The sequence below is a fragment of the Psychrobacter sp. ASPA161_6 genome (genome assembly GCF_051970285.1).
Taxonomy (GTDB): domain Bacteria; phylum Pseudomonadota; class Gammaproteobacteria; order Pseudomonadales; family Moraxellaceae; genus Psychrobacter; species Psychrobacter glaciei.
On sequence record NZ_JBEFNJ010000004.1, the window covers coordinates 66,536 to 87,784 of the forward strand.

15 protein-coding genes are annotated in these 21,249 nt (G+C 44.4%); 11 read left to right on the top strand and 4 right to left on the bottom strand.

Annotation, left to right across the window (positions count from 1 at the left end; genetic code table 11):
* The first annotated feature begins 263 nt into the window (after positions 1-263).
* Positions 264-386 carry a hypothetical protein gene (locus ACTQ9T_RS11310; RefSeq protein WP_275691790.1) on the top strand — a complete coding sequence of 41 codons (123 nt, stop codon included), beginning with the start codon at positions 264-266 and terminating at the stop codon, positions 384-386.
* A 188-nt stretch (positions 387-574) separates the two neighbouring features.
* Here the strand turns inward: ACTQ9T_RS11310 and ACTQ9T_RS11315 are convergent, their stop codons facing one another.
* The 4 genes from ACTQ9T_RS11315 to ACTQ9T_RS11330 form a co-directional block, all read right to left on the bottom strand.
* Complete coding sequence (locus tag ACTQ9T_RS11315; protein ID WP_440465119.1) at positions 575-2,044, bottom strand: efflux transporter outer membrane subunit; 1,470 nt, start codon at positions 2,042-2,044, stop codon at positions 575-577.
* A 146-nt stretch (positions 2,045-2,190) separates the two neighbouring features.
* Positions 2,191-3,309, bottom strand: coding sequence for an ABC transporter permease (locus ACTQ9T_RS11320; RefSeq protein WP_440465120.1), 1,119 nt, complete (start codon positions 3,307-3,309; stop codon positions 2,191-2,193).
* Positions 3,310-6,081 carry a ribosome-associated ATPase/putative transporter RbbA gene (gene rbbA / locus ACTQ9T_RS11325; protein ID WP_440465121.1) on the bottom strand — a complete coding sequence of 924 codons (2,772 nt, stop codon included), beginning with the start codon at positions 6,079-6,081 and terminating at the stop codon, positions 3,310-3,312.
* 114 nt (positions 6,082-6,195) lie between these two features.
* The gene (locus ACTQ9T_RS11330; RefSeq protein ID WP_440465122.1) at positions 6,196-7,269 is read right to left on the bottom strand and encodes an HlyD family secretion protein; all 1,074 of its coding nucleotides are present in this window, start codon (positions 7,267-7,269) and stop codon (positions 6,196-6,198) included.
* A 684-nt stretch (positions 7,270-7,953) separates the two neighbouring features.
* Between ACTQ9T_RS11330 and arcD the strand changes: the two genes are divergently transcribed.
* The 10 genes from arcD (at position 7,954) to ACTQ9T_RS11380 (ending at position 21,109) form a co-directional block, all read left to right on the top strand.
* Entirely contained in the window at positions 7,954-9,390 is a 1,437-nt protein-coding gene (gene arcD / locus ACTQ9T_RS11335; RefSeq protein ID WP_440465123.1) for an arginine-ornithine antiporter, read from the top strand.
* A 143-nt stretch (positions 9,391-9,533) separates the two neighbouring features.
* Complete coding sequence (gene arcA / locus ACTQ9T_RS11340; protein ID WP_440465124.1) at positions 9,534-10,778, top strand: arginine deiminase; 1,245 nt, start codon at positions 9,534-9,536, stop codon at positions 10,776-10,778.
* A 91-nt stretch (positions 10,779-10,869) separates the two neighbouring features.
* Positions 10,870-11,880 (top strand): ornithine carbamoyltransferase, encoded by a 1,011-nt coding sequence (locus ACTQ9T_RS11345; protein ID WP_440465125.1) that lies wholly within the window; start codon positions 10,870-10,872, stop codon positions 11,878-11,880.
* Between the two features lie 238 nt (positions 11,881-12,118).
* Positions 12,119-13,069, top strand: a complete 951-nt coding sequence (arcC, locus tag ACTQ9T_RS11350; protein ID WP_440465126.1) for a carbamate kinase — start codon at positions 12,119-12,121, stop codon at positions 13,067-13,069.
* Between the two features lie 945 nt (positions 13,070-14,014).
* Positions 14,015-15,325 carry an urea ABC transporter substrate-binding protein gene (urtA, locus tag ACTQ9T_RS11355; protein WP_440465306.1) on the top strand — a complete coding sequence of 437 codons (1,311 nt, stop codon included), beginning with the start codon at positions 14,015-14,017 and terminating at the stop codon, positions 15,323-15,325.
* A gap of 138 nt (positions 15,326-15,463) precedes the next feature.
* Positions 15,464-17,263, top strand: a complete 1,800-nt coding sequence (gene urtB, locus ACTQ9T_RS11360; protein ID WP_440465127.1) for an urea ABC transporter permease subunit UrtB — start codon at positions 15,464-15,466, stop codon at positions 17,261-17,263.
* Positions 17,264-17,273: 10 nt separating this feature from the next.
* Positions 17,274-18,344: an urea ABC transporter permease subunit UrtC gene (urtC, locus tag ACTQ9T_RS11365; protein WP_010200558.1), complete on the top strand. Its 1,071-nt coding sequence runs from the start codon at positions 17,274-17,276 to the stop codon at positions 18,342-18,344.
* The gene (gene urtD / locus ACTQ9T_RS11370; RefSeq protein WP_440465128.1) at positions 18,344-19,315 is read left to right on the top strand and encodes an urea ABC transporter ATP-binding protein UrtD; all 972 of its coding nucleotides are present in this window, start codon (positions 18,344-18,346) and stop codon (positions 19,313-19,315) included. Before urtC ends, urtD begins: the two co-directional genes overlap by 1 nt.
* A 46-nt stretch (positions 19,316-19,361) precedes the next feature.
* The gene (gene urtE / locus ACTQ9T_RS11375) at positions 19,362-20,060 is read left to right on the top strand and encodes an urea ABC transporter ATP-binding subunit UrtE (RefSeq protein WP_440465129.1); all 699 of its coding nucleotides are present in this window, start codon (positions 19,362-19,364) and stop codon (positions 20,058-20,060) included.
* Positions 20,061-20,119: 59 nt separating this feature from the next.
* Complete coding sequence (locus tag ACTQ9T_RS11380; RefSeq protein WP_440465130.1) at positions 20,120-21,109, top strand: urease accessory protein UreD; 990 nt, start codon at positions 20,120-20,122, stop codon at positions 21,107-21,109.
* Positions 21,110-21,249 lie beyond the last annotated feature (140 nt).

Consider the following 21,249-nt stretch of genomic DNA (forward strand, 5'->3'; position numbering starts at 1 on the left):
GTGTTAAAAACGAGGTGTTCACAGGTAGTAACGACTCTCTAAAATAACACAGCTCGCTCGTAAAAACTCTTATAACGGTAGGGTCATTACTTTATTTAGAAGTTTCTAACACATGGAATACGGGTAATCGCCACTTTGCTCTAACCGCTGCCATACGGATTAAGTAACCAGCAACCAAACTAACAATGACACTGACACTGATATTACTACTAACAGTAAAATACTGGAGTGTTAAATATAAACACGCAACGATCAAGGATAAAATGACTGACTCTAGCATTATTGCTTCTGTTGGCACGACTGGTGGTTCATACGACAATGCATTGGCTGAAACGGTCAATGGAGCATATAGGTCTGATTTGAAAGACGGTATTATGATAATTTAATCCTGTCAGGCATCACTGCCTGACTCAAGTAAATCAGCCTCCGGTATACTCGGGGCGGTTCAGCCTCTCTAAAACTGCTTCCCCATAAAGTCAGATATTTTAACAATTTTATGATGGACTACTATGGCACGCCGCCGTACTGGGATGAGCAGATAGTGAGCAAATCAGTAGCAAATAGTTAGCGAAATTTACGATGCCTCCGCAGTGACATTCTCTCCCCATCCTCCTCCTAGTGATTTATAAAGGTTCAGTAGCATTTGTGCTCGAGCAAGCTGCGAGTAGATCAAGTTTTCTTGTATTTGTTCTGAGTCCAGCTGCGCTGTCAGAGCTTCATCTAACGTTTGATAGCCATAACGAAACAGTTTTTCGGCATCGCTGGCACGCTTGGCAGACTGCTGATAGGCCGTATTCAGCAATTTTTGTTGCTGCTGTAGAGCCTGATGCGCCTGATAGGTATTATCCACCTCACCAAGCGCACGCAGTAGCCGTCGATCATATTGCAGTAGCGCCGTTTGCAATCGAGCGTCTGCACTTTCGATATTGGCTTCAATCCGACCATTTGTAAAAATGGGAACCTGTATACCCACACTCAATATACTGCCCCAACCTTTCAAATCTGGCACATCACTGTCAACGTCAATGCGTCCGCCTTGACCTAAAAAACGAATGGAGAAACGTGGCAGCAGATCGGCTTTGGCACTTGCCAGTTTGGCAGAATAGGCATTGACTTGTGCGCCATAGGCACGCAGATCAGGACGACGTTCTAGCAACCCTTGTGGCGTTTGGCCACTGGGCGCACTCGGTTGATGATTGAGGATGTCTACAGTCGTAGAAGGTAGCTCAAAACCTTGCGGTACTTGCCCGATAAGTACGGCTATGCTACGTACGTGCATTGCATACTCTGCATTGATTGTGCTTTTCTTCGCACGCATAGCATTGAGTTTACTTTGGACATTATTAACTTCATACATGGTGACTTGACCCGCTTGAAAACGCCCTTTTATATATCGCTCAAAGCGCGTCAATATCTCTACATTGCGGGCAGTAATGACTTCACGCTGCTGGGCGGCACGGGCTTGAAAATAATGATCAGCAATCTGATCCGCCAGTAGCATTTGCGCGCCATATACTTTTTCTTGTACACCCAACGCCGCATAACGGGCGGCATCAGCATCACTTTGTTTTCTGCCAAATATATCTGGCTCCCACGCAGCAGAGAATCCCGCATTAGCATGACTGCTATCTATATCTTGGTGCGTCTCCAGCAGCGCTGTACTAGCACCCAATAGACGACTGAGGTTGTCATTTGCAGACAGATGAGCCGAACCATTTATAATGCCCGCTGAAGCATTGACGCCAGCTTGTGGCCCAAGATCAGCAGTGGCAAGACGACTGATTGCCACTGCTTCTGCAAAACGACTTTCAGCGATACGGATATCGGGGCTGTCTTGTAAACCTTGCTCTATTAGGCGACTTAATAGCGGGTCTTGCCATTGTCGCCACCAGTGGCTAATTTCTGGACTGCCCTTCGCTGCTTTGTTTTCGTTAAATGTTGTCGGAATAGAAATATCACTTTGGCGAACAACCTGTGTGCTTTGGCAGGCGCTTAAGATCAAGACCAATGCTCCCAAACTCACAATTTTGGATAATGGAAACATGCGCTTCTTCTCCTTATATTCTCTATCATTATTTTTAATTCAGTGCCATGGTCGAATATGAAACACGCCCTATAACGTCTTTTAGGATATCGTTATACATATGACTGGCTTTTATTGAGCCAAATTGGGCCAGCCTGTTTTGCACATTACCCTAGCTTTTCAAGCATTGCTTTAAATCGTACTAAAGCAAAAATAAGAAACACGACGCCGATACCTGTCATGATTAATAGCTCAGGCCAAACAATATCCAAGCCAGCATTACGGAATAAAACATTTTGAGTAAAACTGACAAACTGAGTCGTGGGCCAATACTCGCTTATCATTTGTGCCGCTTCGGGCATATTGCTGCGCGGCGCTATAGAGCCAGATAAAAGTAACGATACGACTAAGACGGGCAACATCAATAAGGCAAACTGCGGCATACTCGGTGCCATGGTTGATAGCATAATGCCGAGAGAAGATATGGAGAACAGATACACGACCACACCACTACCGAATAAAAGCAGCGACCCGTTAATAGGAATGCCAAGCAAATATTGGACCACAAAAATCATCGATAACATGGAGGCACATAAAATCACCAAGCTATTGGCAAGTATTTTTGAAATCACGATTTCTGTTGTATTGACTGGCATCACCAAGAGATGCTCGATGGTGCCACGTTCGCGTTCACGGATAACGGCAGCACCAGACAACCCTATTGCCAAGAGCGCAATCATATTGCAGACTTCCATAACTGGTGTGTACCAGTAGCTGTCTCCGTTTGGGTTAAATATCATGTTCAGTACTGGCTTGACCAATAACGGTGGATCGGCTTGTTTTAAAAAATTACTCACTTCCTGATTAAATATTTGGAGAATATAGGCTTGCCCAATACCTGCTTGAGTCATGGTGGTGGCATCAATTAACAGCTGAACTTGCGGTTTTCGTCCAGCCAACACATCCCGTTCAAACCCAGGGGGAAATTCCAGCACAAAAATAATCTTGCTTTTGTCCATTAACTCATCGACATCTTCGCGTTTCACATCGACAGGAGGCAGAAAGTAAGGTTGTTGTAGGGCATCTCGAATTTGTCTGGTCAGGGCTGTACGGTCTAAATCTATAATACCTACAGGCGCATTACGTACATCCGTATTAATGCCTTCTGCCACAGTATAGATAGTGACAGAGAACACGAAGCCAATCATGAGAAACAGTATCTTGTCTCCAAACAGACTGCGCAATTCTTTGATGGTCAACGTCCAGATATTTTTAAAAGTCTGCACTTATACCTCCTGCTTTTTCAGGAAAATAGAGGCAAATGTGATAAATGCCAAGGCAAAGGCGGTCAAAACCATGTACTCCGTCAAAAAACTGGACCAACTCAGTCCTTTAGTAAACCCGCCAATACTGATACGCTGATACCAAGATGCGGGGAACCCGACCCCAATGGCATAAGCGATGCCGTCCATACTAGAGAGCGGATACAACAACCCAGAGTAGTTAATCGTGGGTATCAGAGTGACGATGGCGGTGACAAACAAGGCGGCAACCTGTGTGCGAACCAAACTAGACACAAGCAGCCCCAGTCCTGTAGACACATAGACCAACAGCAATGCGCCAAAAGACATCGCCAAAAAAGAGCCTTTTATGGGCACTTTGAACCAAAATATGGCCATGAGCACAAGTATGAGATAATTGATCAGTCCCAGAACGACATAAGGTAGCTGTTTTCCAAGTAGGTATTGAGGCACACTGGCTGGTGATGTGTAGAGGTTTGATATCGAGCCAACTTCGCGCTCACGCACCACACCCAACGTGGTCATCATTGCTGGAATCAACATGAGTATCATCATTAGCACACTGGGAATGACCGCGTTCACACTTTTGAAATCTTGGTTATACATAAAGCGTGGAACCACTTCAGCGGCAGGGTCTAAATCGATAGGCAAGCCAGTATCTTGAAGAAGGTCTTTAATATATATCCTCATAATCCCTCCTACATAGCCCTCAATATTGGCCGCATTGAATGGCACTGTCCCATCAATATAAAAGCTCGCTTCTGGTTGTCTATTGGCCAATAAATCACGTCCATAATCCACTGGAATATCAATAACCAATTTCGTCTCAGAGCTTCTAAGCGCGTATTCAGCGGCCTTTATAGAGTCTACGGGTGACGTAGATGTAAAATATTCTGAGCCCGAAAAGTACTCCGTCAACTGTCGACTTTGTGCAGAGTGATCTTGATCCAGTATCGTATAAGGTAAATCGTGCACATCAAAAGAGATACTCCAACCAGTCATGACCATCAAAATAATGGGCCCAACGATAGCAAAAAACAGCCTGATTTTATCGCGTAATAGCTCTTTAAATTCGCGCGTGGCAAATGTCCAAACAGTGGTAAACCAATACTTAAGCGTGTCGGTTTTGTTGGTTTGATTATCAGGTTCAGACGCTATGATCGCTGATTCTGCTGGTGTATTTTCAGTCGTGTCGTTTTGGCTGGTGGGTTCAGTGTCATTTTTTTCATCTTCGAGCAGATACTCTACAAAGGCTTCTTCGAGGTCCTCCGCTTGTTTATTATGTGTCAGCTCTGTCGGTGTACCAACGACCAGCACGCGACCACGGTGCATAAAAGAGATGCGATCGCATCGACTGGCCTCATTCATAAAATGAGTAGAGATAAATATCGTGATTTTATCTTCTCGTGAAAGCGTCAATAGCTGTCGCCAAAACATATCACGAGCACCAGGATCGACACCTGAGGTTGGCTCATCCAGAATCAATACTTCCGGATGATGCAAACAAGCCGCTGCCAGCTGTAATCGTTGGCGGATACCTAGTGACAATGAGGCTGGCGCTGTATCCGCCACAGCACTGAGGTCAAATTTATCTAATGCATCCTTTACAGCTTGCTGTCCACGCTCTCCTTCTATTTGATAAAGGGTTGCATGCAGCTCTAAGTTTTGACGTACGCTCAATTCTTCATAAAGCGAAAAAGACTGCGACATATAACCGACACGCATTTTTGTCGCTATATCATTTGCATCGATAGATTGACCCAACAGTTTGGCTGAACCCTCTGTTTTATCAATCAATCCAGTCAGCATCTTCATCGTGGTCGATTTACCACAACCATTAGAGCCTAAAAAACCAAAAATCTCACCTTTCTCAATACAAAAGCTGACATTATCAACCGCCGTAAAATCTCCAAAACGTTTGGTTAGGTTTTTTGCCTCAATAGCGGGCGGTGCATCAGGATCAGGGGAAAATGGCGTGATAACCAACGCGCCTGCATTCGTTTGTTTCTCTGGTGGCAATAGCTTGATGTAGGCTTCTTCAAGTGATGTGACATTCAGCTCTGTCATGACGGTTTGCGTCCGCTGGTTGGCTAAGAGCTTGCCATCATCCATCGCTAGCAGGTATTCAAAATTTTTGGCTTCATCAATATAGGCTGTCGACACGATGACCGTCATCTCTTGACGTTCAGCTTGTAACGAGGCCACTAATGACCAGAATTGACGGCGTGATAAGGGGTCTACCCCTGTGGTTGGCTCATCAAGAATCAGTAAGTCAGGATTGTGCACCAATGCACAGCATAAGCTTAATTTTTGCTTCATTCCGCCCGAAAGCTTGCCAGCCGCACGATCAGGAAATGGTGCTAGCCCAGTTGCCTCAAGTAAACGGGCTATTCGTACATGGCGCTCATGCGCATTCAATCCAAACAGTCGCGCATGAAACTCCACGTTTTCATATACCGACAGGGTTGGATAAAGATTATGACCTAAGCCTTGTGGCATAAAGGCGATATGTTTTGACAGCGCCTCACGTGCAGATTTTTCTGCCATATCCTTACCGAATACTTGCACGGAGCCATTTTGAATGACCTTGACCCCTGCAATAAGAGACAACAACGTTGATTTCCCAACACCATCAGGACCAATTAGCCCAACGGTGGTCCCTTGTAAAATATTTAGGGAAATATTATCAAGAGCAATCGTCCTGCCATATGTATGCGAAACAGTGTTAATTTCAACGGCGGTATGTTGGCTATCCATACGTTATCTCACAGTTTGTATCGTTAATTTATTCATAAAGATAACTCTTCGGTTGTAAAACCATCTGAATAATTTATGACCTCATTTTCCGCTGTCATACTCGAACGTGAGAAATTAGGATTGGCCTTTTCTGGGAAGGTTTATAGCAAGATTGCTCGGCCATGCTACGTCGGTATTGCTACGCACATAACCATTACCTGTCATGCCGCCCTTGAGTAGGCCTTTGTATTCTTTGGCTACCTCAACAGGTAACTTGATACGCACTTTAAACATGAGCTTTTCGCGCTCGTTCTGTGTTTCCACTGACTTGGGCGTAAACTGTGCTTGTGATGCAATAAATGATACTTTTGCTGGCCACACACTATCCAGACCATCCAGCACGACTCTCGCGTCATTACCGACTTGTAGCCCACTCATCTGCCCGTTAGGTAAAAAAAGAGTCATAGACACATCTTCTGTGTCTAGCAGGCTGACCATTTTGCTGCCTGCTGCAATCACACTACCAACCTCGGCAATTCGGTATTCCACACGGCCCGCTTTAGGACTGCGTATCAACATATCGTCATTCATCGAAGCGGCAGATTTTTCTTGAGCTTTGGCCTGATTGACGCCAGCATTTGCTTCCGCTACTTGAGCATCGATTTGTTGAACAGCTGCCTGCGCTTCTGCGTACGCTGCTCTCGCCGCCTGCACGACCGCAACCGCGCCATTGTAGGCCGCTTGGCGTTTGGTCACCTCTGAATCTGACACCAAATCTTCGCGGCGCATCTTGCGAGCATTATCCAACTCCATTTTGGCTATTTTTTGCTGTTCAATCTGCGCATCGATTTGGGCGTTGGCACGCGCCATTGCCTGCTCTCCTTGCTTACGACCCGCCCGTGCCTGTGACACCATTTCATGTGCGCGCTGCTCGGTTGCCTGTGCCGCCACTAACTGACTTTCGCTTTGTGAGGAAGACAGTTTCACAAGCAGCTGATCGACATCGACATCTTCCCCTTCCGCCACCAGCATTTGCTCAACTCTGCCTGGATAAAGGCTAGCAATATCAAACCGCTCAAGCTCCAATCTACCGTTTGAGCTGACTATTCCTAGCGGTAGGGCTTGTGCAAGCTGCTGCTGTTGCCAGTAATACCAACCAGCAGCGGCGGCCACGACAAGCAATAGAATCAAAACCCATGCTTTTTTCATAACGGTTCCTATATCTTATTTATATGCGGAAATAAAACAGAAAATAACCAACCCATACGTTTTTTAACCGTATTCGGGCATATCCTCAATTTACAAATTTTAATGATTTTTTAGTATAGGGCGTGTTGGGTGTAGGAAATCAGCTCAAGTACACCTCGTGTCGATCACGATGACTGGCAATATTGGCGCTGTGTGGATACAAGACAATTTCTACACCAAGGCGGAATGGTGAGTGATTTATATAGGATATTCGGCATACAATTGATTCATCGGATATTGAGCCGATTAGGACACGACCTAGTCAGAAATACCAATAAATCCATAATTATATTGTGGTTATGGTACTCGATACCACCTCAATAAACCATCGGAAACTGAATTTATTTTGAGTGTTGTATGATTTATCCAATATAGCCCTGCAAATTTTTTGACCAACTCAGGATACTGGTTGTACAAAAACTGCTGCCATAGCAAACATTTTTATCATGAGTTATCACCGTTATTTAACTGGTATAGATACATAAATATTTTTAATGATGGCCATTGAGCTAACAAAACCACGATAATCCATGCTAATATTGTGGAGTTCTCATATATTAAATACTGTTTTTAAGTATTCTTCAAGACCAAATCTATTTTGTTGCTTTCATATATTTCTCAATCAGAGGATAAAAGGTCTTCACCATGTCTGAAACAACGCATAATCCATCCGAGAAAAATCTAAACTTTACTGCACTCATTGCCCTTGTCGTAGGCTCTATGATAGGCGGCGGTATATTCTCATTGCCGCAAAACATCGCTGAAACCGCAAGCCCTGGTGCCTCATTGATTGGCTGGGTAATCACTGGCGTTGGCATGCTGATGCTTGCCTTCGTGTTCCAAAATTTAGCACATCGCAAGCCTGAACTTGACAGTGGGGTTTATGCCTACGCGCAGGCAGGTTTTGGTAATTATATGGGCTTCAACTCTGCATGGGGCTACTGGCTCTCTGCTTGGTTGGGCAACGTCAGTTACTACGTGCTGATATTTAGTACGCTGGGTTATTTTTTTAATGTGTTTGGAGATGGCAATACCCTAACGGCATTAGTAGGCGCCTCTGTATTATTGTGGGCATACAACTTCATGATTACCAAAGGTATCCAGACGGCTACCTCTATCAATACGTTGATTACGATCGCCAAAGTGATACCGCTGTTCACCTTTATTGTCATTATTTTTACGGTCTTTAATATGGATCTGTTTAATAGCGACTTTTGGGGTAGAGAGACGGATCTAGGGTCAGTCCCTGATCAAGTTAAAAACATGATGATGGTGACGGTATGGGTCTTTATTGGTATTGAAGGGGCCAGTGTGTATTCTGCACGCGCCAAAAAACGCTCTGATATTGGTAAAGCCACCGTATTGGGGTTCATTTTTACGTTAGTGCTATTAATGCTGGTTAACTTTTTAGCGATGGGTGTTAGGTCACTCCCTGAGCTGGCAGCGATGAAAAACCCGTCGATGGCTTATTTGCTAGAGTATGCCGTTGGCCCGTGGGGCGCTACCTTTATCTCAGTAGGTTTGGTCATCTCGCTGCTCGGTGGTTTATTGGCTTGGACGCTATTTTGTGCTGAAGTTTTGTTCGTTGCCGCCAAAGACAAAACCATGCCGAGGTTCTTTTATAAGACAAATGCCGTTGATGTACCAGTAAATGCACTATTGGTGTCTTCTGCAGCGACACAATTATTCTTAGTCATCACCTACTTTAGTAAAAGCACGTATAACAATATTTTTTATCTGTCCACTTCCATGATTTTGATTCCCTATTTCTTTTCTGCCGCTTATGGGTTTTTGGTGGCCTATCGCAAAGAGGGCTACAAAGCATCCGAGAGCGCCACAAAAGATATTATTATTGGGGTAACCGCACTGTTTTATAGTATTTGGCTGTTGTATGCCGCTGGTATTCAGTACTTTTTACTATCCGCTTTGTTGTATCTTCCTGGCGTGGTTCTCTATATAAAAGCACGCAGAGAGCACAAGCATCAGCTGTTCAATACAGCCGAAAAAGTGGTGCTTGCAGTCATTACTGTCAGTGCCATCTATGCAGCCTATGGCCTCTACAGCGGTACGTTAAGCTTGTAGTGACCCTATTAAATAAAATGCCTTACCGTTGTAATCACCAGAAAATCCGTTCGTCGTAATTGTCACATCAGTTGCTTTTTTAGATTGTTCGTCCTCTAAACAGTGGTGAGATACTTGCACCCAAACCGCATAAGGATATAAAAATGTCTGACAAATCTTTAGGTGTTCATTCAGAAGTCGGTAAATTACACAAAGTTATGGTGTGCTCTCCAGGTCTTGCCCATCAAAGGCTGACACCGCAAAACTGCGATGATTTATTGTTTGATGATGTCATGTGGGTTAGCAAGGCCAAAAGTGATCATTATGATATGGTCACAAAGATGCGAGATCGCGATATTGAGGTGGTTGAGATGCATCAACTGCTCGCACAAACCCTTGATAATAACGATGCCATGCAGTGGATTATGGATCACAAAATTACTGATAATCACGTCGGTACTTTATTGGCTAGCGAAGTTAGAGATTGGTTGACCAAACTTGAGCACAAGAAACTGTCCTCATTTTTAATTGGTGGTGTCACCACTGAAGAGTTACCGAATGATATTGGGGCATCACTTAAAAAATTATCCGCACTGTCAGGTACGACTGAGTTTGTATTGCCACCACTGCCCAATACTCAGTTTCCTCGCGACTCTTCAAACTGGATATACGGTGGTGTGACGCTTAACCCGATGTACTGGCCCGCTCGCCAGCAAGAAACACTCCTTATTTCTGCTATTTATAAATTTCATCCCGACTTTAAAGGCGCTGATTTCAAAATTTGGATGGATGATACTGAAGAAGATCTCAGTGGCTGTAGTTTAGAAGGTGGTGATGTCATGCCTATCGGCAACAAAACCGTGCTGATTGGTATGGGTGAGAGAACATCACAACAAGCGATTACCAGACTGGCCAAGACTTTGTTCATCGATGGCTCGGTTGACCATATCATCATAGCGGCCTTACCTAAGCAACGTTCTGCAATGCATTTGGACACCGTGTTTACGTTTTGCGACATTGATTTGGTCAACGTGTTTCCAGCAGTGACAGATCATATTACGACTTTTCATATTCGTCCTGATGAGAGCAAGCCACACGGTATTGATGTGCGCGAAGATGACAGACATTTTTTGAAAGTGGTAGAAGAAGCATCAAGGGTCGATAAATTGAGAGTGGTCGAGACAGGTGGCAATAGCTACGAGGTTGAGCGTGAGCAATGGGATGATGGTAACAATGTTCTTGCCCTTGAGCCAGGCGTTGTCATCTCTTATGACCGCAATACTTATACCAACACGTTACTGCGCAAACAAGGCATTGAAGTGATTACGATTCCAAGCTCCGAGCTGGGACGTGGACGTGGTGGTGGTCACTGCATGACTTGCCCTATCATTCGCGATCCAGCTGATTGATAAATCGATACTTTATAGTCTTATTAATTACTCAAAGATCATTTGATCATATGAACCAATATAAAAAAACACCAAAAATTAAGGAACCATCATGAGTTTCAATCTTCATAACCGTGATCTACTGAGTCTTATGCATCATAGTGAACGCGAGCTTACGTATCTTTTGGATATGGCTCGTGACCTAAAAAGAGCGAAATACTCAGGCACAGAACAAAAGCATCTTATGGGCAAAAATATTGCGCTAATCTTTGAGAAAACCTCAACCCGCACTCGTTGCGCTTTTGAAGTAGCGGCATATGACCAAGGTGCCAATGTGACGTTTATTGGCCCGAACTCATCACAGATCGGCTACAAAGAAAGCATGAAAGACACCGCTCGTGTGTTGAGCCGTATGTATGATGCCATCGAGTATCGCGGATTCGGTCAAGAGATTGTCAATGAGTTAGCAGAATATGCAGATATTCCCGTCTTTAATGGCCTGACGAATGAGTTTCATCCCACACAAATGCTAGCAGATGTAATGACCATGCGTGAGCATACCGACAAATCTATCCATCAGATTAAATATGCTTATTTTGGTGACGCACGTAATAACATGGGCCGCTCATTATATTTAATGGGCGCTAAGATGGGTATGGACGTACGCCTTTGCGCCCCTAAAGACTTATGGCCTGAAGCAGATTTTTTGGCCACTTGTGCAGACTTTGCCAAAGAGTCAGGTGCCCGGCTTACTATCACTGATGATGTAAAAACGGCGGCAAAAGACGTTGATTTCGTTCATACCGACGTATGGGTATCGATGGGTGAGCCTATTGAGAGCTGGGCTGAGCGAATCGATGGGCTAATGGCCTATCAAGTCAACATGGATCTGATAAAAGCCACTGGCAACCCAAAAGTGAAGTTTATGCATTGTTTACCCGCTTTTCATAATTCAGATACCGAGGTTGGTAAAAAAATAACTGAAAAATACCCACAGCTCGCAGAGGGTATCGAAGTGACCGAAGAGGTATTTGAATCACCTTACAACATCGCATTTGAGCAAGCCGAAAACCGTATGCATACGATTAAAGCCGTTCTAGTCTCGGCGCTTGGTAATATCTAATGTATAACATTAGCAACGCGTGCTACCGGGGCGTGCCCTCAATTCAATCGATAGTCATCTAAATAGGTTAAAAGTGGCTAAATCTTGCCAAACGGCGTCAAATAGCTGACTAATATCTCGATATTATCTGCGCTATTTTTCTTGTTTGACTGCCATTTATCTCATTTTTATCACTATTTTTGAAATGAAGACACGCCCTGATATGACGTTAACTGAAGATAATGCGCAGGGAAATATCATGAGGTTACTAATTGCCTTAGGTGGTAATGCTTTATTAAAACGTGGAGAGCCGCTGTCTGCTCACAACCAACGCCAAAATATCAAGACGGCCGTTGAACAAATCAGCAAGGTCACGGAGGGTAACGAATTAGTCATTGCTCACGGTAATGGCCCGCAAGTTGGTTTGCTTGCGTTGCAAGGCGCGGCTTACACCGCAGTCGATACTTATCCATTAGACGTTTTGGGCGCAGAAACGGAAGGTATGATTGGCTACATCATCGAGCAGGAGCTTGGGAATGTCCTGCCGAGAGACTCATCCATTGCCACCCTACTCACTCAAGTAGAAGTCGACCGTAAAGACCCTGCTTTTAACAATCCAACCAAGCCTATTGGCCCTGTATACTCAAAAGAGGAAGCAGAAAAGCTAAGTGCGCAAAAAGGCTGGGTTGTTAAAGCCGATGGTCAATACTTTAGGCGAGTGGTTGCAAGCCCTAAGCCAAAAAAAATATTTGAGCTAAAACCCATACAGTGGCTGCTTGAAAAAGGCGCGATTGTGATCTGTGCAGGCGGAGGTGGTATTCCAACGGCATTTGATGAAGATGGCTGTTTGCAAGGGGTCGAGGCAGTAATCGATAAAGATTTGTGCGCATCCTTACTTGCCCGTAGCCTTGAATGTGAGTTATTGGTGATTGCCACAGATGTGGCGTATGTTTATACAGACTTTGGAACTGACAAACAACGAGGCATCTTGCAGGCGCATCCAGACGTTTTAAGTGAGCTTGATCTTCCTGCGGGCTCTATGGGACCAAAAGTTGCAGCGGCTTGCGAGTTTGCGCGTGCGACTGGAAACACCGCCATCATCGGCTCACTGACCAATATTGGTCAGACACTTGAGGGAGGTGGCGGTACTCGTGTCTCAACGGAGTACGAAGGCCTCACATATGCCGCTGTATCTCCGAAAAATATATAGTAATTCCTCGATTTCATCCGTAGTTTTACGATATACAATATTTTTTGAGTTGTTCCTGAAATAACCGGTTTAGCGGCTCTGCAGGATATCTATCGGTCTGCCTTGCAGTAGATGGTGGCAACAATAACAGCACTTACCCTCCGCGTTACATGAAGAATAGGTCTGTCGATTCAAGCTTGGCTTTTACCATGACATTGCCAGGAAGTACTACTTGGAGTACCCACAATTCTAATAGTCCTGAATTCTGACCTATGCTATTAATCCCGTAAACATTAACTTTAGGAGAATGCTTATCCTGCCAAGCTGCAACTATAAATATAGCTTGTAGATAACCACTTATGAATCACCAAGCACTGCTATTCACTTTTATCTAACCATGTACTTGATAGAAAATCACTAACACATAGGTTACCGCCTATACCTCCTCTATCTTCCCCTCTTTTGTAACCTCCTCGATAATATTTTGACATCTAATAATCGGCAGAGATGCCATTTTGATATTAGACCAGTCTTTAAGCACAATATAATAAGTAGGCATGAAGCCAATAATATCAACAACAACCTATTTAATCTTTTGATAATAAAAGGAGTTAATCGGCATTTGAACTATGCTGACAAAACTTGTAGCTGCGTAATTGATATCTCCCAAGCTTGTTTGTACGGATTTGACATTGACAGTATAAGTCACTTTTTAACCAGACACAGATGGTGCATAGAAAATCATAAAAACCATCATGGTGCGAAAAAAGTGCAATATCTCCTAAAAAGACCGATATTGGTGCGTTTATTTTGTATTTTGGAATGGCATAAATATTGAAGTATTAATAGCAGTTAGGAATGGTTTGTTAACTCGGCCTGCCAAGCTGCTACTTTATCTTTTTGGAGAAATACATGTCTTTATTGCCAACGCTTATCACTGCTACTCCTATCAGTACAAACTATCGTATCGACTCAAAACTCACATCACGTTTGTCCCTACTAGCAGTAGCCGTCGTAGGTAGCTTAAGTCTTATAGGTTGTCAAAAACCTGCAGAAACTAGCGCTGAGACCAATTCTACAGCCACAAAAACCGAAACGGCCGAGACCGCTACTACACCTGCGGCAGATGGTGACACCATCAAAGTAGGCATCTTGCATTCTTTATCTGGAACGATGGCCATCTCTGAAACCTCATTAAAAGATACTGCCCTCATGACCATTGATGAAATTAATGCCAATGGCGGTGTGTTGGGTAAGCAGCTAGAGCCGATCGTCGTAGATCCCGCTTCTGATTGGCCGTTATTCGCTGAAAAAGCACGTCAGCTATTAACTCAAGACAAAGTGGATGTCATATTTGGCGGTTGGACGTCGGTATCACGTAAGTCAGTGCTGCCTGTCGTTGAAGAGTTAAATGGCCTCATGTTCTACCCTGTGCAGTACGAGGGTCAAGAACAGTCAGAAAATATTTTCTACACTGGTGCTGCACCCAATCAACAGGCTATTCCTGCTGTTGAATACTTAATGAGTCCAGAGGGTGGTAGTGCAGAACGCTTTGTCTTACTTGGCACAGATTATGTCTATCCTCGGACTACTAACCAGATACTGCGGGCTTTTTTGAAGTCTAAAGGAGTCGCTGAAAAAGACATCATGGAAGAGTATACCCCTTTCGGTTTTAGCAACTATCAGACCATCGTAGGCAACATTAAAAGCTTCTCGACCGGTAAAAAGACGGCAGTTATCTCTACCATTAATGGGGATTCAAATGTACCCTTTTATCGCGAGCTTGCCAACCAAGGTATTAAAGCCTCTGATATCCCAGTCATGGCGTTCTCAGTAGGAGAAGAAGAACTTCGTGGTATCGATACCAGCTTATTGCAAGGGCATTTGGCATCATGGAACTACTTTATGTCGGTTAAAAATCCTGTCAATAGCGGCTTCACCAAAAAGTATAAGAAATATGCGCTAGATCATAAGCTACCGAATGCTGAAAAGGTCGTGACCAATGATCCTATGGAAGCCACCTACGTGGGTATCAATATGTGGAAACAAGCAGTCGAAAAAGCAGGTACCACTAATGTCGATAAAGTGCGTATTAGTATGGGAGGTCAGACTTTTGACGCGCCATCAGGGTATACATTAAAAATGGATGAGGAAAACCATCACTTATGGAAGCCTGTCATGATCGGTCAAATCCGTGCCGATGGTCAGTTCGATGTGATCAGCAAAACGCCAAAAGTCATTCGTGCTGAGCCATGGAGTCAGTACATCCCTAAATAAGGTTGTGGTCACCCAAGCCTTAGTCCCTAATCCTTAGCCCCTTAATGGTATCAATACCAGCAACCCTTTAGCTCCTCTACTGATAAAACAGTTTTCAGTAGAGGTTAGAGGAGTGTTGACTGCAAAAAAGGAACCATCATGTCACATTCTCCTTCCTATTATAAAAGTGACGCGCAAGCCAATTATTCTAATAAGACTTTTATCATCGCCTTACTATCTTTACTCCTCCTCATTGCTATCACATCAGCTGCCCATGCTCACGAGACGCCAGTAGTACACAGCCATGGCGAGAAACTATCGACTAATACTGTGGCAGCGACATCCAATGCTGTAAGTGAAGAGACCTTACTTGCTCAAGACGACACCTTACTTGCTCAAAATAAGCAGTCTCTTACTACGCCCGCTAATCTTACGGTAAGTAAAGGGGACGCTATCGAGCAGTTCGTTGCTGCTGACTTCACCAAGCGCCAAACCATGCTCAATCAGTGGCCGGGGTCAGTTGAGAGTTTGGATACTTTAGTTGAGCTGATAAAAAACGATGAGCTATACCAAGGTAATGGTGGGCAAACTTATCTACTTAACAGCGAAGATGAGCTATTTACTTATCCTGCTAAGCAGCTGACCACTGAGTGGCCTAGCGACTTGGCGCAAGTGACTTTGACCAATACGCTACGCTCAGCCTTAGTCTTTGGACAAGCCAAGGTTAAGCTTGAGTCAAACGATCCTACGCAACGTGTGCAGGCAGTTGCCATCTTAGCGGACAATATCGAACAGCTAGATCCAGCACTCATAAGTACTGCTGCCACTAATGAGGAAGACGATGATGTCAAAACGGCGTTGAGTACTTTACAAGCGAGGATTGATTTTAGAGATGGCGACGTCGCCAAGCAAATTGCCGCGATTACCGTGCTCGCCGATAGCGATAGCCCACAAGTCTTAGTTGATGTCAAAAAAGCATTGGCGGCAGATGATATCAATCCTGTGCTCAAATCTGCGCTGTTAGATGCTGAGGATAGTATTGAGCAGCGCATTACCATCAGTACTTGGATAGGTCATCTATTCACGGGGCTTAGCACGGCAAGTATCTTACTACTCGCGGCATTAGGGCTGGCCATTACTTTTGGGCTACTGGGTGTCATCAATATGGCTCACGGTGAGCTCATTATGATTGGCGCTTACGCCACTTATATGGTGCAAAATCTCTTTCAAGCGTATTTTCCTAGTATGACTGGATGGTATCTGGTTGCTGCTATACCAGTCGCTTTCTTAGTCAGTGCCATTATCGGCATGATTATCGAACGAATCATTATTCGCCCGCTTTATGGTCGTGAGCTTGAAACCTTACTGGCAACTTTCGGTGTCAGTCTGATTCTTATGCAGTTGGTTCGGATGATATTTGGCGCGCAAAACGTCGAAGTCAGCAATGTCGACTGGTTGAGCGGTGCCTATCAAGTGTCCTCGAGCCTTGTGCTTCCCTTCAACCGTATCGCTATTATTGGCTTTACCATCATAATTCTTATGCTACTGGTGTACTTACTTAACAAGACTCGCTTTGGGCTATTTGTGCGCGCTGTCACTCAAAACCGGCAAATGGCACGTGCAGTGGGTATCTCGTCTGCTCGCATCGATATGTTGGCTTTTGGACTTGGCTCGGGTCTCGCAGGTCTCGCTGGCTGTGCTTTGGCGCAAGTAGGCAATGTCGGACCCGACTTAGGTCAAACTTATATTATTGATGCGTTCTTAGTCGTCGTGGTTGGCGGTGTTGGGCAAGTATGGGGCGCGGTATTGGCATCTTTAGGTCTTGGTGTCAGTGGTACGGTGCTAGAGATTGGCATTGGTGCTGTGATGGCTAAAATTGTATTACTGGTTCTTGTGATTTTGTTTATTCAAAAACGTCCACAAGGTTTATTCGCCCTCAAAGGCCGTTTTGTGGATTAAGGAGAACCTCATGCGTTTGACTCAATTATTATCTGATTCCCCACGTAATGCCATTTTGATTGGTTTGTGTTTTTTAGTGCTACTGATATTGCCTTGGCTCCATTTACTACCTGAAACCTCTAGTTTTCACCTGTCTGCTTACTGGATAACTTTGATTGGTAAAATAATGGCGCTCGCCATGGTAGCACTGGCTTTAGACTTGGTCTGGGGCTATGCCGGCATTCTAAGCTTAGGTCATGGTCTTTATTTTGCGCTAGGAGGTTATGCCTTTGGCATGTACTTGACGCGTGAAACTGCTGGCACGGGCTTACCAGACTTTATGCGTTTCTTAAGCTGGACCGAGCTGCCGTGGTATTGGGCAGGCACTCAACACTTTTGGTGGGCAATGGCTCTAGTGGTATTAGTTCCGGGTCTGGTCGCTTTTATCTTTGGCTATTTTGCTTTTCGCTCAAAAATCAAAGGGGTTTATTTTTCGATTATTACTCAGGCCATGACCTATGCTGCCGCCTTATTATTCTTCCGTAACGAAACAGGCTTCGGTGGTAACAATGGCTTTACAGGTTTTACCACGCTATTAGGCTATGACATCACTGCCTCTTCAACGAGAGCTGTACTGTGTTTTACGACCGCTTTGGCGTTGCTACTGTCCTATCTTGGACTACGCTATCTGATGAGCCAGCCTTATGGGCGCGTGCTCGGTGCCATTCGTGATAGTGAAAATCGCTTGCAGTATTTAGGCTATCGCACGCTTTGGTACAAGCTTTCTGCTTGGGTATTGTCTGCAGTCATTGCTGGTATCGCTGGTGCTCTATATGTACCACAAGTTGGCATCATTAATCCGGGTGAGATGAACCCCGTCAACTCTATCGAGATGGCAGTATGGGTGGCTGCGGGAGGCAGAGGTTCACTCATTGGTGCTATCGTAGGCGCAGGTGCAATCAATGCAATTAAGACTTACTTTACCGTCGCCTACCCTGAGTTTTGGTTGCTTATCCTAGGTGGATTATTTGTGGTGGTTACTTTATTTCTCCCTAACGGCATCATTGGCGTACTTGATCGTTTTAAAAAGGAAAAAGAATAATGTTAATAACTAATGCTGCTCCTTCTAATGTTGCTACTTCCCAAAAAGTTACTAACGATGCGCTTGTTAAAAACAACCCTAGTATCAATAATCCAATGAAAAACTCTAAAAATACACCACACATAACGGTCGCAGAAAACACGCCTACCCGACCAGTCACTACTTTGGCTGAAGATTACGGAGATAGCGGAGGCTTGGCGCATCCTGTTCCCAAATCAGGGCCAGATATGAGACATGGTATTGCGCTGTATTTAGAAGACGTTAGCGTGTGGTTTGACTCGTTCCGTGCACTCAATGATTTATCTTTATACATTGAGGCAGGCGAGCTACGCTGCATCATCGGCCCTAATGGCGCAGGTAAGACGACTTTAATGGATGTCATCACGGGTAAAACGCGTCCTACTAAAGGCAGTGCATTTTTCGGTCAAGTACATAATTTAGCCAAACTATCTACCGAGGAAATAGCGGAAGCAGGCATTGGCCGTAAGTTTCAAAAACCTACCGTGTTTGAGAAATTTACCGTACTTGATAACTTAATGCTGGCCGCGCCAAAGGATAAGCGAGTGTCAAAAAGCTGGTTTACTCGTATTGATACAGAAATCCAAGATACGCTTGACTCAACGCTTGATCAAATACGCCTAAAAGATCTGATTAACAAGCCAGCAGGACTGTTATCTCATGGTCAAAAACAGTGGCTAGAGATTGGGATGTTGTTGATGCAAAGACCAAAACTTATCTTACTTGATGAACCAGTGGCAGGCATGACAGATGCCGAAACGGAACATACCGCTGAGTTATGTCTGCGCCTTAAAAAGAATCATACTTTAATCGTGGTTGAGCATGATATGACTTTCATTGATGCCATCAGTGAGAAAGTAACGGTCTTAGCAAATGGCGCTATTTTGGCTGAAGGCACGTTAAATGAAGTACAGAATAATGAGGCCGTTATTGAGACTTACTTGGGTCGATAATTGATAGTAGTGCTTAGAAATAGACCTAAAAAATAGAGGTGCTTATATGTTAGAAATTAATGCCATAAATCAATATTATGGTGGCAGTCACATTTTACGTGATGTCACCCTCGCCGCCCCTGTAGGAGAATGTAGCGTGGTACTGGGTCGTAATGGCGTCGGTAAAACCACCTTGCTTAAATGCTTGATGGGCATCCTACCAATAAAATCAGGTGAAATTTTATTAGACGGTAAGGACATTAGTCAGATGACGCCTGAGCAGCGTGTACGCGCAGGACTCGCTTATGTACCGCAAGGACGTGATATCTTTTCCACTTTGACCGTTGAAGAAAACATTCTGATTGGCATGGCGAAATTTTCTCAACGAAAAGCAAGCAAAGTACCCAAACACTTGTATGATATATTTCCAGTGCTGGACGAGATGAAGCATCGGCGCGGTGGCGATCTATCTGGCGGTCAGCAGCAGCAGCTCGCTATTGCTCGTGCGCTTGCCTCCGAGCCATCTGTGCTGGTACTTGATGAGCCGACTGAAGGTATTCAGCCCTCTATCATTAAGGACATCGGGCGGGTCATTAGGGATTTGGGTTATCAAGGTGAAATGGCCATTGTACTGGTCGAGCAGTTTTATGAGTTTGCAGAAGAGCTTGCTGATAACTATACCGTGCTCTCTAGAGGACAAGTGGTTGCTCGAGGGGCTGGAGTTGACATGGCAAAAAACAACATTCAAGAGTTGGTAGCAATCTAAAAGGGCACTTTCTAAAAGGGCACTTTCTAAAAGGGCACTTTCTAAAAGGGAACACAATTTTGACTTGGCAATCCTCACTACAGCTTCATTTCGACTGCGCCTCTAATGCTGCAAAAACTCGGCTGTATCATCGTGCCCATACTGGGGCATTAATGGTGCAGCGTGCGCTGTATCCTGAGCCTGATAGTACTGATAACAGTCAAGCAGGGATTTGCCATATTTATGTGTTGTATCCTCCTGCTGGTATCGCCGATGATGACCGCTTAACATTGGAATTTGACCTACACTCTAACAGCCATGCGGTGATTACTACCCCTGGAGCCGGTAAATGGTACGGGCAACGCAAATCATTACGATCCTCTAGACCCAGCGACTCATCAAAATTTAACAACGGTACTCAATCGGCAAACAGCAACACTTCTAACGACTGTTTTAATGATGTTGTCAGCGCAGAACAGCATATCGACGCCCGCCTCGATGACCACGCCATTCTTGAATGGCTACCACAAGAAAGTATCTATTACGATCATTCTATCTCTACTGCCAATAATCGCTTTTATTTGGCTAAGACGGCAAGTTTATTGACTTGGGATATTGCGGTATTTGGACGTCAAGCGTATCAAGAGACGTTTGCTAATGGTCATTATGCCAACCGCTTAGAGGTATGGCGTGAGAGTGATTTATTGGTCAGTGAGTGCACCTCCCAGCAAGCCAATACGTGCTGGTTTACCTCACCATTAGGACTGAACAATCAACATGTGCATGGCTCTTTTTGGGCAATACCTAGCACAGAGGTCATTGCGCCAGAACTACAGAATAATCCGCTCAAGCTTGGTCAATATTTAGATGCCACTATTACCGAGATACGCCAGCTCATTGATACGCAGTCACTACCCATTCACTGTACTCACAATTTTCAAGGTATCAATTGCCGTTATTTAGGGGCAGATGTGCGTGCCTGCTTTGAGGCTTTTTACCAAGTCCGCGAGCTTATTAGGTCTAAATGGTACAAGCTTGAGCCTCATCGACCGAGAATTTGGGACACTTAATATCTTGTGCTCCCACTTAATCGCATTCCTAAACAATGCTGAATCAAACCGGAATGACTCTACTTAGTACATTTAACTTAGCACATTTACTTTATGAAGATTAAAAACGGTTCATAGTCTTTAAAGCACAATAATTATTA

What these genes read in the sequence shown, in the direction of transcription:
- rbbA (WP_440465121.1), bottom strand. Translation starts at nt 6,081, where the DNA reads ATGGATAGCCAACATACCGCCGTTGAAATTAACACTGTTTCGCATACA.
- urtD (WP_440465128.1), top strand. Translation starts at nt 18,344, where the DNA reads ATGTTAATAACTAATGCTGCTCCTTCTAATGTTGCTACTTCCCAAAAA.
- urtB (WP_440465127.1), top strand. Translation starts at nt 15,464, where the DNA reads ATGTCACATTCTCCTTCCTATTATAAAAGTGACGCGCAAGCCAATTAT.
- urtC (WP_010200558.1), top strand. Translation starts at nt 17,274, where the DNA reads ATGCGTTTGACTCAATTATTATCTGATTCCCCACGTAATGCCATTTTG.
- arcA (WP_440465124.1), top strand. Translation starts at nt 9,534, where the DNA reads ATGTCTGACAAATCTTTAGGTGTTCATTCAGAAGTCGGTAAATTACAC.
- arcC (WP_440465126.1), top strand. Translation starts at nt 12,119, where the DNA reads ATGAGGTTACTAATTGCCTTAGGTGGTAATGCTTTATTAAAACGTGGA.
- arcD (WP_440465123.1), top strand. Translation starts at nt 7,954, where the DNA reads ATGTCTGAAACAACGCATAATCCATCCGAGAAAAATCTAAACTTTACT.
- urtE (WP_440465129.1), top strand. Translation starts at nt 19,362, where the DNA reads ATGTTAGAAATTAATGCCATAAATCAATATTATGGTGGCAGTCACATT.
- ACTQ9T_RS11345 (WP_440465125.1), top strand. Translation starts at nt 10,870, where the DNA reads ATGAGTTTCAATCTTCATAACCGTGATCTACTGAGTCTTATGCATCAT.
- ACTQ9T_RS11315 (WP_440465119.1), bottom strand. Translation starts at nt 2,044, where the DNA reads ATGTTTCCATTATCCAAAATTGTGAGTTTGGGAGCATTGGTCTTGATC.
- ACTQ9T_RS11310 (WP_275691790.1), top strand. Translation starts at nt 264, where the DNA reads ATGACTGACTCTAGCATTATTGCTTCTGTTGGCACGACTGGTGGTTCA.
- ACTQ9T_RS11330 (WP_440465122.1), bottom strand. Translation starts at nt 7,269, where the DNA reads ATGAAAAAAGCATGGGTTTTGATTCTATTGCTTGTCGTGGCCGCCGCT.